Annotated in this window: 10 protein-coding genes; 1 reads left to right on the top strand and 9 read right to left on the bottom strand. The window is 40.9% G+C overall.

Going from position 1 to position 15,995, the window contains the following annotated elements:
* Positions 1 to 301 precede the first annotated feature (301 nt).
* From EYB31_RS38395 to EYB31_RS38360, 8 genes are all read right to left on the bottom strand, one after another.
* Positions 302 to 1,419, bottom strand: a protein-coding gene (locus EYB31_RS38395) for an IS3 family transposase (protein WP_131018890.1) whose coding sequence is annotated in 2 segments (ribosomal slippage) — positions 302 to 1,173 and positions 1,173 to 1,419 — 1,119 coding nt in all. Because the reading frame shifts where the segments join, the coding sequence is not laid out codon by codon here.
* Between the two features lie 274 nt (positions 1,420 to 1,693).
* Positions 1,694 to 3,646 carry a TnsD family Tn7-like transposition protein gene (locus tag EYB31_RS38390; RefSeq protein WP_131018889.1) on the bottom strand — a complete coding sequence of 651 codons (1,953 nt, stop codon included), beginning with the start codon at positions 3,644 to 3,646 and terminating at the stop codon, positions 1,694 to 1,696.
* Between the two features lie 27 nt (positions 3,647 to 3,673).
* Complete coding sequence (locus EYB31_RS38385) at positions 3,674 to 5,389, bottom strand: TnsD family Tn7-like transposition protein (RefSeq protein ID WP_131018888.1); 1,716 nt, start codon at positions 5,387 to 5,389, stop codon at positions 3,674 to 3,676.
* A gap of 66 nt (positions 5,390 to 5,455) precedes the next feature.
* On the bottom strand, positions 5,456 to 7,207 hold the full coding sequence (locus EYB31_RS38380) for an ATP-binding protein (RefSeq protein ID WP_131018887.1): 1,752 nt from the start codon (positions 7,205 to 7,207) through the stop codon (positions 5,456 to 5,458).
* Positions 7,200 to 9,365 (bottom strand): Mu transposase C-terminal domain-containing protein, encoded by a 2,166-nt coding sequence (locus EYB31_RS38375; RefSeq protein WP_165452830.1) that lies wholly within the window; start codon positions 9,363 to 9,365, stop codon positions 7,200 to 7,202. The genes EYB31_RS38380 and EYB31_RS38375 overlap by 8 nt, the downstream gene beginning before the upstream one ends.
* A 48-nt stretch (positions 9,366 to 9,413) precedes the next feature.
* Positions 9,414 to 9,656 (bottom strand): hypothetical protein, encoded by a 243-nt coding sequence (locus EYB31_RS38370; RefSeq protein WP_131018885.1) that lies wholly within the window; start codon positions 9,654 to 9,656, stop codon positions 9,414 to 9,416.
* Positions 9,640 to 10,482 carry a TnsA endonuclease C-terminal domain-containing protein gene (locus tag EYB31_RS38365; protein ID WP_131018884.1) on the bottom strand — a complete coding sequence of 281 codons (843 nt, stop codon included), beginning with the start codon at positions 10,480 to 10,482 and terminating at the stop codon, positions 9,640 to 9,642. Before EYB31_RS38365 ends, EYB31_RS38370 begins: the two co-directional genes overlap by 17 nt.
* Entirely contained in the window at positions 10,475 to 10,813 is a 339-nt protein-coding gene (locus tag EYB31_RS38360; RefSeq protein WP_131018883.1) for a Mu transposase C-terminal domain-containing protein, read from the bottom strand. Before EYB31_RS38360 ends, EYB31_RS38365 begins: the two co-directional genes overlap by 8 nt.
* Before the next feature lie 235 nt (positions 10,814 to 11,048).
* On the opposite strand from EYB31_RS38360, the gene EYB31_RS38355 reads away from it, so the two are divergent.
* Positions 11,049 to 12,440 (top strand): hypothetical protein, encoded by a 1,392-nt coding sequence (locus EYB31_RS38355; RefSeq protein ID WP_131018882.1) that lies wholly within the window; start codon positions 11,049 to 11,051, stop codon positions 12,438 to 12,440.
* Between the two features lie 178 nt (positions 12,441 to 12,618).
* On the opposite strand, the gene EYB31_RS38350 is transcribed toward EYB31_RS38355, so the two are convergent.
* Positions 12,619 to 15,969 carry a DEAD/DEAH box helicase family protein gene (locus tag EYB31_RS38350; RefSeq protein WP_131018881.1) on the bottom strand — a complete coding sequence of 1,117 codons (3,351 nt, stop codon included), beginning with the start codon at positions 15,967 to 15,969 and terminating at the stop codon, positions 12,619 to 12,621.
* Positions 15,970 to 15,995: the final 26 nt, after the last annotated feature.

Here is a 15,995-nt window from a genome sequence, read left to right as displayed (position 1 = left end):
GGCGAGAGCTTCCGACTCAAACAAGCGATGGAACGAATTCCGCAATAACTCATGTTAACTGGCAAGTGACCTCGGCATTTTTCGCAGCAAAACTCAGCATTTTTCATTTGCAAAAAACAGCCTGCTGGGGATTGATATGAGTGTGGGGTGGATGGACGCATGTCAAGGCTAAAGTGAACGCTTCGCGGCCTTGACATGCTTACTTTGAGCATGGCTTCGACTACCAGATTAGTGGCTCATTTTTTCCGGAGGGCTGGCTCTTAACTTATCGGAACAGTGGCTCTGGACTGTCAACAGTAGATCAGACAGCTTTTTTAAGGGCTGCTTGACGATATTGAACAGGTGTCATGTATCCTAATGTTCCATGAATCCGATGCTTGTTAAACCAATTAACATAATCGTATAATTCCAGTTCCAGATGACGAAGACTCTGGAAGTTCATCTGGTTCACGAACTCCGTTTTTATAATCTTGTAAGTCGCTTCCGCCACAGCGTTGTCGTAGGGGCAGCCTTTCCTGCTCAGGGATCGGCCAATTTTAAATGTCCCCAAAAGCTCATTCATCGTATGATTTTTAAACTCGCTGCCACGGTCGGTATGGAACCATTGAATCTGAGATAAATCACCCTGCACCGTTGCAAAGGCACGAGAAACCAACGCAGCATCCTTGTGAGGACCTGCACTATGGCCGATAATCTCTCGATTGAACAGGTCGATAAGTACACAGATGTAATGCCACCGGTTCCGAACTTTCACATACGTCAGATCGCTGACGACGAATCGCTTGGCTTCGGTCTGGTCAAATTCACGATTCAGGGCGTTCGCTACGGCTTCTTCATTGCATGTGGCTTTATGCGGCTTATACTGCGCCACGGTGTAGGTGGAAACCAATCCTTGTTCTTTCATGATCCGACCAATCCGACGTCTGGAAACGACGAACCCGCGCTCATGAAGCTTCACTTTGATCTTGCGTGTGCCATAGGCTTTTCGGTTCTTGTGAAAGATCTCCATAACGGCTTCGGTGATGTCGTCTTCGTTTATCGGTTCCTTGGCTTCGTAGTAAAACGAACTTCTTGCGATTTGCAGGACGTCGCACATTGCTGATACCGAGTATTTATCACGGTTGTTCTGGATGATAGCTACTTTCGTCCCATGATCAGCGCGGCTTGCTTTAAAATATCCACCTCCATTTTCAAACGTTGGTTCTCCTTTCGTAAGGCAATCAGCTCATTGTCTTCAGAGGAGCGATTGTCCTTCTCCTTGAAGGAACCCGTCGTTTGGGCTTGTTTGATCCAGCGGTCTAAAGCTGACGCTGTGAGGTCATATTCCTCCACAATGGCTGCCCTGGATTTTCCGTTTTCATAGAGTTCTACCATTTGTTTTTTGAATTCTGCTGTAAATGTTCTACGTTGGTTTGGCATTGTAGAGATCCGCTCCTTAGGATGATAGCTTTATTCTACAAGCCCTCATTTTTATTGTCCAACTTAGTGTAGACGATCCACTCTCACGCACGTGAATATTCAATTAAGCCGTCTTCAATTTCAATAAAAGCAATTACAACATACTCGAGCCCTCATTTTAGGTGGGGGACTGGTTGTCTTTTTCACAGTTAAGAAAAAACTCCCTTAACTCCCTCAACCGCTTCTCTCTGTATTCTAGCCCTTCTTAATGCTGCGAACACACGTTCATTTGTACTCAAAGACCGGCTTCTTTTATTTCTGTTTCAATTTTTTCAATATACTGCCTTAACACTGCTTCTATTTTGAGCCTCTCTTCTTCAGTACAACTCTTGTATCCTTTCCTGATTTTAAGGCTATCAAAAGTTATATTTCGATACCTATTTTCCTTTAAAAATTCAACCACTTCCGGCAAAACGCGAATTAAATAGTCTATTCTCTGTTCAGCACATTCATCTAAAGCCTTATGGCATAAGGGTAATGAAGATTTATACAGTTCATATCTACCAATATCCTTTTTTGACAAGCGGGCCAGTATAGTATAAGGTTTAATTTGCTTCGCAGGATTTTCATGAAAGATTTGCTTTGAAATGCTTTTAATTTTATTACTTATTTCAAGATCGATTAAATCAAGATTTAATTCTCTATTCCCTCCCTTACGCACAGAGGGCATATTTTTATCAAACCACACTTTGTCATGCTTCGATAACCAATTATATTGAACTGGATGTAATTTCTTTAAATCTGCCCTACTTAGGGTGTTCCCCTCGTGTAACAAATGTCTGAATATGTCTCTAAAGCGGATGAGTTTGAGTTCATCCCCAGTAGCACTTACTTCTTTCAGACCTTCTAGAATTTCATCAACGCAAATATCTGCTTTATCCTTCTTTATCCGTTTGGGTCTCCCCAGGAAATACTTTGCTACGGTCCTTCCAGAAATATGCAATTGTTTAGATATCTCATTAATTTTCAATCCGTCTTTAATAAGCTCTTGTATTTGATCATGTAATTTAAACCCTAATGTCACAATAAATAATGTTTCGTCTTGTTCTTTATTCTTAAATCGCTTTTTTCGTATGTAGGTGTAGCCACAATGAATACACCCGAATTCTCCAGAAATATACCCTCCCCTTTGTATCATTTTATAGGATTTTATTGTTTGCTCTGGATAAGAACTACAGCTCAGATTTCGACACCCCCATGGCCCCGATCCAAACGGTAATTCTATAGCAAATGAATAGTTAGTACTCAAAAATTTCTCTACGGACCCTTCAAGAAACCTCATTAGTAAAATATAAAAATATATTTGTGAGTACATATATTCTGGGTTAAAAAGTCTCTTTATTGTTCTCCGGGCATATAATTGACTCTTTTTTTGGCCAAAATTCGTCAATATCTCCTCAGAGTAAAATTCAAAAAAATCATGTAAAAGTTGAGTCTTATAAACAATTCCCGACGGGTGTATATATCCCCGTTCCCCTAGGCACGCGAGGAGCTTCTGCGAGATCTCAACAGCACATATATCTAAGTAATTTTCGTTAAGATAAATAATATCCCTAATCAATTCATACTTTAGCTGTCCTAAAGCAGCTGTTTGATGTAAATCAACTTCAGCTAGTTGATGGCCGTGTGGGCACTCTGGTTTACAAAGTAGATTATCACCAATCGGTCTTGCAAGAATTTCATCGCATTTGGAGCATGTTGAGATTAGATATACATTGTGGTTGTAACAAACATCCAAATATTGAATCTGATGATATTTGTGTACGAAGCATTCACCATAAGTTTTATAATCATCATTCAAACATTTTGGACAATACTTAATGCTCTCGCTAATCATCCCCTTTTCTGAACTCCCAGATAAAACCCCAGCCAATGAGGTTTTCCCCTCATCGCCATAAAGAATGTCATCCATAACTTCTTTGCTTTGACCCTTCGTACTAAACAGTTGGAAAAGTCGGAGAAGGGTTGTCTTCAGCAAATTATCGGTTAATTTTGCCTGCCGCGGCACTCTTCGATGCAGATAATCAATATTTCGTGGAAGGTGCCTTATTTTAAAAGTGTTTAGTCCAAATAGTTGCTGAATTGTTTTGGAGTAAACTGTACCATGTTCATAATAATGATACCGATAAACCACACTTCTAAAATCTTCATTAGGATATGGAGTTGGGAAAAATCCTAGATTAACCATTTAACATCCCTCTTCAATAGAACGGTTTCAACTGATTAATTCATTCATTTTTTTAAACACGGCTTTTTTTAATGGGTGGTTTAAACCTGCCTCTTTTAATAGCTTCCAGCCTAACACCTTCATCTCCGTACATCGGAGTTTATCGGCCGCCGAGACAAGCCTTCTCACCTGGTATCCTTCAGTGGCTTCGATCGATGCTTGAATAAGTTTTTTCGTGTTGGGCAGTTTTTCAAGGTTTATATTTGTGATTTTAAATAACAATTTATCCACTGCAATGTTTCTTATTATTGAACTTTTGGAAATCCGAAGTGGCTTGTTAATAGATTTAATTATTTCAATGGCTTTCACTACCTCAGGGAATAACAATGCATCTCTCTCTTCCCAATTAGTTCTGCCAAAAGTGCTCTCCCGTAGTTTCCTCTCTCTAATCTTCTTTGGAAAAATACCTCCAGAACTAAGAGATCTCACTTGGGTTTCACATTTGTTCGTCAAGAAAGCCGTTTGATTCTTCACAGTTCCAGGATCTACACCCAATATTGCAGCCTTTGCACGCAGCGATTTGTTGTTGCCATTCAGTTCAATGAGCTTGGCATACCATGCCTCTCCAAAGCATTTAATCCTACCCACTCTGTATCTATCCTCAATACCTTTATCAGGCCCCCTACGTGAATAGTCGAACCCACACGAACACGAGAAAGTCCCAACTGGCATACCAGTTTTAGAACATCGGGTAACCTGACATTGTTCAATAACAGCTGCTTCAAAGTGATCAGCAGCCTTGTTTAGACACGGCCATGGCCCTTTACCAAATGGATGACTGCGCGTATGGAATCTATTTGATTCACCCGGTTGATTAAGGTATCTATTTAATAACAAGTGCCTAAGAGGCTGGGTAATCTCTTGGTTACCCCTTACTGCTTTATGCAGCCATGTATCGGCACTTTTCAAATTAATAGGGCAGTGGAGATGTTGCAGTAATTCATCACCAAAGAAACCCCGGAAGTCACTAATAAGCCGATCGAATCGAATCCTTCCTCCATAAGTCATATACCCTTTTTCTTGCAAAGCAATCGTGTAGTTGGGTATTTTTTGTCCGAGAGGAGATTTAAGAATGCACGCCGATTGTTCAGCAATGAACTGGAGATGCTCTACCCATCCTGAGTTAATCCCCTCAATCTGATATTGTTCTGTATTAAGTTCAGAAAGCGGTATAAATGCAAATTTGTGATCACGTGTAGAATAAGTCACATCGCTTTTGATTAGTTGTACTTTATGAGCATCACAAAAAACAACGCCGGGTAATTGGTGAGAACGGCGCCAATAGGGCTCACCTATCGCAAGATCTTCGTTATAACATTGCGGACAAAACTTTAGCTGAGCTGGAGATTTAATAAGACTTGCCGGGAGACCCAATCTTGAATGTACTACTCCCGAAGAAGCTCCCTGGGCCATCAACGTTTTTGCTTCATTAACTTTTTCTCTGTGAAAGTAAGTTGAGTAGTACGGAAGTAACGTATGGTATTGGATCAGGTGCTCGACTGAGTAACCATCATTAATTCGACGTGTTAGTTTTTCTAAATGACTTGGTAAATCTACAGTTGCGCAAACAAACCGATCACCGAACAAATCTTCGATCGTCTGTTTCTGAGTCTTATTACCCGAAGTTTGGTGATAACGAGCTATACCGCTATAAAGTAATTCATCTCTAAATAGAGTTGGAAAATGAGCTAGCAATAGAATCATCCTTTCAATGGATCTTCTATTGCTAGTTTTCCCTTTTCTATGGCTCTTAGTACGGGTTACCAAGAATTAAATGATTAGTCTTGAGATATCATCATTCGATGGAATACTCCCCATCTCGACTAATTTCTCATAGATGGCATCACTTCCCTTATCCGCTCCCAATGCAGCATTCCTTAAGTCATCTACTTCGAGAATAATGGCTCCATTTTGCTTTCTCTTCGTTTTTGACTTATTAGATTTCTGTTCAGTACTCTCATCGGCTGGATTGATTATATCCTCTGCTGCAGCACTTAAAGTGACTTCTTCTACTACTTGCTTTCTTAAATCTACTAAATCTTTTTCTGCTTCGTTTGTTTGAAGAATTCGCTGCACTATTTGTTCAGCTGTAGCAGAGTTAGCACCGAAGTCTATCGCCGTTTTCACAAGTTCAATGTATTTCTCTTGATCCTGCTCAACTTTGTCATCCCGAATAATTTTCGTTCGGATCTCCCCTTGAATATTTACCTTCTCAGAAGATTTTTTGAGATACTGATCTAGAACATTCCATTCTGGGTAAAGATCGTCAACTAGTGATAGGAGATTAGGATCGTTTCGTCTCAATATTTTTAGCAGCGGCTGTACTAACTGCATATGCCGCTTGGCAACTGACTTCAGAAGCCCTACGGAAATCTTCTCATCTCCAGTCTCATATGCTTCAAGTACCTCCCATTGGGCAAGCATGTACAGCTTAACCGCGATATCCACGATACCTTGCGAAAGTTCGTACATTACTTTCTTTATGGCCCCTGACAATGGCGAGCGCCTAGCCGTCCATTGATACTTCCATAAGCTTTCTAAGAAATAATCCCATTCTTCTCCTTCAGTTAAACGATCCATTATCAAATCACCCTGACCAGTACTCCGTCGCGCCTGACTAAACGAACCTGATAATAGCCGCATTGCCTTAAAAGTTCCTATTAACACCACCGGTACTCCGATCGTATTAATCAATTGTGTAAAGTAATTGAGCATTCTTTCAGCGCCGCCGCTTTTCATAAAGCTCAAATTCTGAATTTCATCGATAACTAAGACCCCAAGACCATGGAGAGTTGATAGATGCGCCATAATAGGAATGAGCATATCAACAGAGGCTCCTTTTGAGGCAAACTTCTGAAAATAATTTGTCTCCAAATGAGAATCTATAGCTTGTAAAAAATTGAAACATAGACCTTTCAGTGAACCATCGAAAGGACAATTAAGTTTCAGCCAAACAAGCTGTTTCCGAATAAACGGTTGCCCTTTATATTCAACATGATGAATCACCTGAGGATATAACAACAAAGAGCTCTCGATTGCTGTTGTTTTGCCTTGTCCACTAACACCAAGAATAGCGAATCCCGAAGCGGTGGATCTTACTCCCGCTATATTCATACCATTAGAATCTATCCCAGCGTCTAGAATGTCTTTAAAGCCAATATGAAATTGGCGAATCGACTCCCTAGCAAGCGGATTTCTAGCCTTATATCCATGTCGGATAAGTCTTGATAATCTCTGTTCAACGAGGAGATGTGATGGCAAAGGCTCTACGTAATCTGAAATTTGTTGAACCAGATGTAATCTTGTTTGTTTTCCCAACTTTCTTTGCTCTTCGTTATAATCTGGATACTTAGCGATTCGGGAGATGACCTGATGATCTTCAAATATCGGTGGCAATGCTTCGATGAAGGGGTTATCTTTGTAGCCTCCTATATCCTGATGAATGTAATCGGCCTCTACTTGACCACCCACTAAACTGGGGATATACTGATACATATTTTCCGAATGAATTTTTTTAACCATAGTTTCTCTCCTCCTTAGTTTTTATACTTGCTAATAATCCCAACTTCGATTTAGGTCGATAGGTATCGTTTGAAGTTATGTTATCTTCTTGTCCCTCAGTAACAGTTTGCGACTTATCTAATTCGTATGATTGAGCTTTGCGTATCCTATCCCTTTCTTCCGCCCTTTGCTTTTGAATGTCTGATTTTCGCTCTGTTTTGGTCAATGAAGTATCTATTTCCTCATCCATACGCTTCGATGCCTTATCCACAATTGCTTCGAGCTTAGCACTCAATGCCACTTCTTCTTGTAGCTCGGTAGAACGATAAATACTTCGATTTAATTTTTCTTGGTACCTTGACTCTTTAATTTCTTCAAGGGATAAATCTCGATATCTCGATGACTTATCTAACAAAAAGCATTTAATAAAGCTCCTGCCGTTATCTGTTTTGACATAAACATGATTCATGCATCTTCTGTCATATGCGATAACCGTCTTAATCGACTTCCCTTTTACAAACCATCCCTGTCGGACAAGTTCTTCACTGCCAAAATACATTCCCTCAAAATAGATTCCCTCCCGACTTGCTGTAACTTTCTTCTCGGGCAGTACATTTAACCTTACAATATCTGGGTGAATTTCTTTAAGAAAGTGATTGTGCGCCACTCCCCAAAACCAAAGTTCACGTGCTATTGGTCTAACATTATCTTTAGCCTGTGCCTTATCTAATGGATAATGCTCCATGTAATGAGAATTGTTTCGGTAGAGGATCCTTTCAATAAACATTGCCGTAAAATCTTTAAGGGTTAGCTTTGCATCCAAAACGTAATCCGGCCCGCCTCGTTTGGCATATTCCTTCTTTACTGCTCCTGGCATCCAAGGTTGGAGTGTTAAATTGAGTGTCCTGAACTGTTGCTCAACTATACCTTTTAAATCAGCACGGTAAGGAGGTGCATTCTTCAGTTTGATACCGAGTGCTTTAGCCAAAGAATCCGCATTCTTACTCTCCATTTCTCCACGGTCTGCATAAAAGCTTTCTGGCATGTGGTGACAAGGCCAGTCTTCCGGTTGAATGGGAATATCATATTGGGCGCAGAACTCCACCTTATTTACTGCTGTATTTTCGAGAGCCATCATAATGCCTTGCCAAGAAGGTCCTTCTAGACCCACATAAAATCCAACAATCATATGACTCCACACATCAACGACAATGTAAACAACCGGCCTTCCAATAATCTGGTTTGGATCATCTGAGCTAACCAAATACACATCTGCTACAGTAGCATCTATTTCGAAGATTTGTCCTGGGCCAGTCGCTTTTCTAGTTTCAGAGCCAAGTAATGGTCTAAAATCACGACTAAAAGTAACCTCTCCTTCTCGAGCAACCAACCTTTTCCGATGGGGAAAATGAGTACGAATGTGATAGCGTAACTGGGTAATACTTGGAACTTTATATTCAGGCGGAATGATAGGAATTTCTACTTTATTTCTAATCTCCGTTTTGATTGCAAAATGATTTTTGAGCATTTGTGTATATGTAAATCTCACAGAATCCCGCCGGTTAATCTTCAGATATATATCCCTAATGACTTTGTCGAATATTTTTCGAATGCCTTCGTTAACCAGAACACCTTCCATCTCCGGACTAACCGACTTTTTCGTTTCTCTTTGCCTACCCATCTTCATTTTTGGGTTTTTCTTTTCGCCTGGTTTTCCGCATTTCCTAAAACGGGGAAGCAAGGCATTAACCATTTTTCCTCCCGTCCAGTAGTAATGAAGATATTTATAAAAACTGTTTTTCCCCTTACCTGTTTCATCACAAGCCTTCTTAATCATTCGATACCTTTCTGTAGGGTCATATACATTAGGCTCAATCTCGACCATCTCATTAATTAAGCTCCACGCATGATCCCTAAGCCGAATTTCTTTTGGAGTTAATTTGTCGTCCGATACCATAAATTTTGTATAAGGATCATATTCACGTTTCATTAGAGATCCGTTTTTGATTTCTAACTCCATTGCGGAAAGACTTTTAAATTTAGGAAGACCATTCTTATCAATGATCGAGATCGTCACTACAAGATCCATATCGCGATTTATCCAAAGAATCCTGTCGCAATCAACTACTTTGGCCTCGTCATCTCTTCTATCAAATAGATTATTGACGAAAAACTCCAAAGTCATCGCCTCCAATTAGATTTTTGCATTTACCTATATCCAGCTCACTTACCTTACTTCTAGACCAACTATCATTCGGCTCCATTCATCAACGACAATGCGAACGACTGGTCTCTCGATAGAATGATTTCGTGCAACCGAACTAACTAAGCATACGTCTGCTACAGCAGCTTCAATTTCGAATGCTTTTCCCGGTCCAATCACTTTTTCGTTTTCTGACCCAATCATAGGTCTCATTTCACAACTAAAAGCTAGCTTGTGTATCAAATGATTATTATTGAATAACTCCATAACCATTACCCCCATTTACGCTATTTTTGTATACTTTTAATGGTTGAAGTGTGGGAACGATTCTTTTGTTCATATCAACTTCCCACAATCGATTTGCAATTAAATGACGTACTACAAACATACAAGTTCCCGGATTTAGCCCTTCACTCTCGTCAAATTGTAAAGTCGTTTTAGCTAGTGGCCTATCCTGGCTATGTATGGCTTCATATAAAATGGGCTCAAGATCTTTAATGAGCTGTTTCGAAATCTGATTACCTTCCAAATTTTTTGCAGAATGTAACCACTCAACATTTTTAACGAGTTCATAATTGATCTGATGTTCAGTAATTAGTGCCCATTCAATGCTGGCATCTTTAAAAAATACTTTTTCAATCTCAAACTTCTCCAAAACCCTTTTATTCAACTTCGATTTTGGCTTAATGGTATGGGCAACAAACCTTACGTCATCCTCCGTCTGCACTGTTAGCAGCATATCTGTTGTCATTACAATGGGGTGTTTGGTTTTTGGATCAACAGGGTGCTTTACACCTAGCTTATCTGCAATAAAGAGTGTTTTTTCTAGAGGTAATAACGGATATTGTTCGCGAATATCACAGCATCCAAGAGCCCACTCTAATTGATAGTGATGAGCCAGCTCAAAGTACTCAGAGAAATAATGATGTAGGCGGTCACTCTTCCATCCCAATATGCGCGTTACGACTCCTTGCGAGGGAACGTCATGAATCGTTAACCATGGTTTATAATCCGAGAAATGTCCTGTACCCCTTCCTTCCTTTATTCTCTTCTCAATAACTGCCTGGGTTGTTTTACGTTGTCTTTTACTCATTGCTCTCCACTTTTCTTTTTGTATTCCTCAATGATTTAAGCTTTTGAATACTTTCAAAGTACTTCTCAAGTTTTAAATCACTTATTTCTTCACGAACCATAAGATCAGCAATCTCTATTTCATCAATTTCGTATACGGAATTAACTAGTCGAATCCAAATTTTTGATAGATCCGTAATGTTATAAAATACCATAATTTGAGTCTCACCATATTTTTGTGCATGCTCATACCATTGTTCGCTAATAGCCCGACTGCATGAGTAATTTAAATTATTAAATTTGATTCCCCTAGAAGTAATCGTTGCTATTCCAATAGAGTTATAGCTACTCATAAAGCACCTTCCTATTATTTTTTTGACTACACCTCCAGCTATATCCAATATTAATAGAAAAATTCAATTAAATATTGGTTATACGATATTTTCATCGACTTCAATAACACATTATGCCCTTTCTCTTTTTTTAGTTGATTGCGTTAATAGTATTATAGGGAATATATTGATAGAAGAGTGGCGCAACATCAGTTGAAATTGGCGCAAATCTGCGATGATTGGAGGAGGTAAGAAGGTGTCGATCGAAGTTGAGGATTATGAGACAAATAATACAACTTGGCGAGAAGAGTTTGAGAAAGCATATGTAGATTGGGTAGACCTAGAGCTTATTGCTGCTTTGTTAAAATCTATCGATTCGTCAATACGATTTCTTTGCAAGGCCGTTCAAGATGAGTCTAGATGGCCTTCAAGAATAAACAAATCCCTTCGGACAGTCAGTTACCCGAGAATTAGGGATGTAGCTGACTTTTTGGGCATCCCCCCTTGGTTTCTTTTCAACCATAAAGAAAAGAACTCCAAAATACAGGAGCTATTCGACAATATTAATTCTGCTCTAAAACCAATCGAACTTCCTCACTTCAGTGAATATGAGATTGAAATTTTTCATGATTTTCTAGAAGAGCTAGAAAAAAGAGTTAGATCGACTGAAGATTTTCAATTTCTATCAGCCAAGCTGCAAGATATACAAATGAATAGAAATTATCACCATGTCATCTCGGGGAATTGGAAGGCAGTATTTAGCTTTTTTAAAGACATCTATCGTGACTTCGCCGGTGGGGCTACATTTTGGTACAGGGATCCCGACGGTATATTGAATGGTAACTTGAGAGTAATTTATAATACCGACCCAACTAACAAACGTCGCACTATAAAAGCCGGCTGGTTATCAATTAATACAGAATCACAAAGCGGAAAAAGATCCGCGACAATTGATAAATTCATCAATACAGTAATTGCAGATATGGAATGGATCTTTGACCAGCAGCCTTGGATATTTAACATTGAGTCCACCAAAAACAATACTATGTTATTAACTTGGCATACTTCGCGAACTTCCAATGAGCACTTTGATCTTGTTTCCTCTTTAATCAACAGGCAACTTCCTGAAGCAAATTTTTCAATGAACATTGGAGAAAAATACGATGGGATAGCTTCCGCATTGCTGCAAAGCAGCAATCCATTTGAGGAGTTTATTCAAATAATTAAATCAGATGTACAGACTACTCAGAAATCAAAAGCAACACGTAGGAAGAATAGTCTTCAGTTACTACTTGATAAAGGGATAATTAACAATGGTGATCACATCTCATTAATCCCTTCAAGTAAGACCCAGTACCAATTTAATAACGAACTTATTTCAAAGGCGACAATAATTTTGGAAAATGATAAACCTGCAGTTCGATGGTCTTATGATAACAATGTTTATTCTATATCTAGACTAACACAAATAATACTTATTCAGATTGCTCAGCAAATTCACTTAAGCAATTACCATCTGAATGGAACGAAATATTGGTTATTAAACGGAACAGATAAATCTTTATACGCTATGGCTGAAGATAGTTTGAAATGGCATCAATCACCGGATCTTCTGGCGCAAATTGAAGAAAACACTTTAACGACATGACATATTTTGAACTCTCGACTATGTCAACGTCAGAAAACTCAAAAGGTACAATAACCTCAATTTTCTTGAGGTACTGTACCTTTTTTTATAAATTAGACTTTTACGAAGGCCTCTACCTTGAGCTTTAGCTTGATTTAATGTTTAAATTTTATATTTTCGAATTCTTTGCGTCTCCGCACTAGCCCAAGACCTTAACCGCATTCTCCTTGATCTGTGTAACCATCTCCACAAGCCGCCGTTGCTTCGTGCCATCAAACAGCTTGACAAAGCTCTGCGGCTTATCGAAAGGCGGTTTCGTCAGCTCCGATACATTGTCGATATAGCCGTTCTGTACGATATAATCAATGACCTTTTTCACAAAAACGATTTGCGCCTGGCTTAAGGACTGATCATTAATAAATTCCGAGAACACAACGCTCGCTGCCTCATACTCCAGCTTAGCAATTTTACGCACCAGCAAACCGAACGGCGTATTCTGATACTCCCGTTGGTAATCTTCTGCTGTGCCTAACTCCCCAGTGAAAATCTTTTCTAAACTTTCGTAATCGAGAGCAGTAAGAGGAATATTGTTCCGGAGCTTATGAATAGCCAGCGTGTCGCGGTTTTTCTCAATATAACGGTTGACCTTCAGCTTGTAATCCTCAAAGTCATAGGCCTGATACATGGCCTTGCCTTCTTCAATCGTAAGAATTTCATCGGCAAGATTTGTGTAGATCGGATTTCTGCCGCTGCCTTCATCGATAATGAACTTGATCAGACTACGAAGCTCGACACGCACCTTTTCGAAATTCAGCAAATCCGAGCTCTGCCAGAACTCGTCCGTTCCAATTGTGCTGATCAGCTCCAGTTTCTCCTTGATCTGCGGGATCGTAGCACGCTGCAGTAAATTAGAAGATACTTCTATCAGCTGCTTCTTGGCCTTCTTCAGTTGCGCCAAACCCTCGATCTGAGCGAGCATGAGTCCATACATGAAATTGTCAAACCGCTTGGCATGCTCGTCCGTATCATCCATATAGACAATAGGCGCAAGATAAGCAATCTGGTTGCTCTTATCTACATCCGATAGACAGACATAAGCAGCCTTATGTTTATATTTTTCCACATGCTGCAACTGCATCTTCACCGACACAAGCTCCGGATTAAGGAGGTTTATCTGCTTGACGACTGTTTCTATCAGCTCTGTACGGATAGTTTGATAGGGTTCATCGATGTACACAGACTGCTGTATATGATGAATTAACCGAACCCGCTTCGCGAAGATCGCTTCCGACAGGCTCTGAGTGTCACTGCCCTGCAATCCTTCCTGGTGTTGACGGAAAAATTCGAAATTCCCCAGATAATCGAAAATAATAAACCGGGTCTTATCCTCTCCCTCTCCGAACAGGTTCTTGCGCAGCCGTGTCCCGCGGCCAATCATCTGCCAGAATTTCGTCTTGGAGCGTATACGTTTGAAGAACACCAGATTGACAATCTCAGGTACGTCGATCCCCGTATCGAGCATATCTACAGATACCGCAATATGAGGCCCCTTGTCAGCGACCTTGAAGTCATCGATGATATTTTGCGCATAGCTATCTTCTGAAATAATTCGCTTGGCGAAACTACCGTTATACTGCGGATACAGTTTGTCGAAACGTTCAACAATGTATTGCGCGTGCTTTTTATTTTGGGCGAAAATGATCGTCTTACCTAACCTGTCACCGCCCGCCACCTTGATCCCCTTGGTCATTAAATCCTCTAACACACGATCCACCGTAGCTTGGTTAAAAATAAATTCATTCACCGCAGGGGAGGGAATAAATTCAGGCATCTCACCGTCTTCATCGGTGAAATCTTCTTCATAACGAGCTTTATCTTCCGGAGAAAGATCGTCGTAGGTAATCCCTTGCTCCAGGAACTTCGTTGTGATCTCGATGTTATAGTAGGGCACAAGTACATGATCAATCTCTACGGCCGTCTCATAGGCATATGCATAAGTTGGCACACCGCTCTCCATCTCGAAGAAATCGTAGGTATTGCGATCAACCTCCGTCTTCGGCGTCGCCGTCAGTCCCACAATAAGGCCATCAAAGTACTCAAATATCGTCCGATATTTCTTGAAAATACTTCTATGCGCCTCATCCACCACAATCAGATCGAAATGCGCCGGCGTAAACAGACGCTTGCCGTCATCGCTTTTGGTATTATCAATGGCGTTCAGCATGGTCGGGTACGTTGAAAATACAATACGAGCGGTCTTATCATCCTTATTGCTCAGCAAATTACAAAGCGACATATGGGGCAAGTAATTTTTGAAATCATCCTTAGCCTGCTTAACCAATGCTGTTCTGTCTGCTAGAAACAACGTATTGGTTACATAGCCTCCGCGGGATAGTACATCCGTCAAGCTGGATGCGGTTCTGGTCTTCCCCGTTCCTGTCGCCATCACGAGGAGTGCTCTTCTATGCCCAGTCGTTATGCTTTCACTTACCGCACGGATGGCTTCCTTCTGATAGTAGCGGTCCGTAATTTTATCGTCAATGACGATTTCGTCCAATACCTTGCGTTCAGTACGGCGATTCATCAGCTTTTCCAAGTCAGATTTTGAAAAGATACCGCTCACCTTGCGCTGCGGCGACGTCACGTCATCCCATAGATTAGTTTCAAAACCATTCGTCGTGAACATCATCGGCCGTCGGCCGGTCATTTTCTCTAAACAGTCCGCATAGAGCTTTGCCTGATGGGTGCCGATTTTCGGGTCCTTCGAGGTGCGCTTCGCTTCAATGATTGCTAAGGGCAGGCCATCTTTGCCATAGAGCACATAATCCGCATAGCCCTTCTCCTCATGATTCGGCATGCCATACAGTTCTACTTCTTCCCTCACATCATCGCCGAATGTCCAGCCCAGCAGCTTCAGATCAACATCAATATATCTTTTACGCGTGTTAAATTCAGAAATATCCTCCGGGGTAAAATGCCGTTGCGCTTGATGCTGATCTTTATCAGCCGTAAGTCGGTCGCTCATCGCAGCGATTTTGGCACGGAGCGCCTCGATCTCGGAATCCTTTTGCTCAATTAAGCTATCCTTCTCTTTGATCCTTGCTTCGTCAAGGACAACCTTCACAGAAGGTATATTCGCTTCAATGAAGCAGCGCTCCTCGTAGCTTGCGCCGTAGCAATAATCAATCCACTGCACGAATTCAAATAAAGCCGCAAGAGACAAAACAGCATCACCGCGGTTGATCGCTTTGTCGGTATGAACCGCCAGGTTTCCCAGCTTGATGATAAAGGGTAGCTTGCCCCAAGTCTGGTTCTCCATGGCGAATCTGAACGATGGCTCGTGAATCAATGACTGCAAATTGTCCTTATAGGGCATCGTGATCGTATTATCAGCGGCGTATACCCATTTGACCGCAAGCTCAAAGGCCTTTCGGCTTCCCACCGCCGACATGGCCGGAGAGGTGGCAAGCACCCGCTCCGCTTCGATACAAGCAGTAGCAAACAACGCGAATTCCGTCTGTCCCTGTAAGAATTCAAAGTTGGCAGTCATTGGATTCACCTCACTTTTAGAATAGG

Source organism: Paenibacillus thalictri, from assembly GCF_004307995.1.
Taxonomy (GTDB): domain Bacteria; phylum Bacillota; class Bacilli; order Paenibacillales; family NBRC-103111; genus Paenibacillus_AF; species Paenibacillus_AF thalictri.
This window is presented reverse-complemented; position numbering and strand designations above follow the sequence as displayed.

Bases quoted from the DNA above. Each gene is read 5' to 3' on its own strand.
- EYB31_RS38390 (WP_131018889.1), bottom strand. From the start codon at position 3,646: ATGGTTAATCTAGGATTTTTCCCAACTCCATATCCTAATGAAGATTTT.
- EYB31_RS38385 (WP_131018888.1), bottom strand. From the start codon at position 5,389: ATGATTCTATTGCTAGCTCATTTTCCAACTCTATTTAGAGATGAATTA.
- EYB31_RS38380 (WP_131018887.1), bottom strand. From the start codon at position 7,207: ATGGTTAAAAAAATTCATTCGGAAAATATGTATCAGTATATCCCCAGT.
- EYB31_RS38370 (WP_131018885.1), bottom strand. From the start codon at position 9,656: ATGGAGTTATTCAATAATAATCATTTGATACACAAGCTAGCTTTTAGT.
- EYB31_RS38365 (WP_131018884.1), bottom strand. From the start codon at position 10,482: ATGAGTAAAAGACAACGTAAAACAACCCAGGCAGTTATTGAGAAGAGA.
- EYB31_RS38360 (WP_131018883.1), bottom strand. From the start codon at position 10,813: ATGAGTAGCTATAACTCTATTGGAATAGCAACGATTACTTCTAGGGGA.
- EYB31_RS38350 (WP_131018881.1), bottom strand. From the start codon at position 15,969: ATGACTGCCAACTTTGAATTCTTACAGGGACAGACGGAATTCGCGTTG.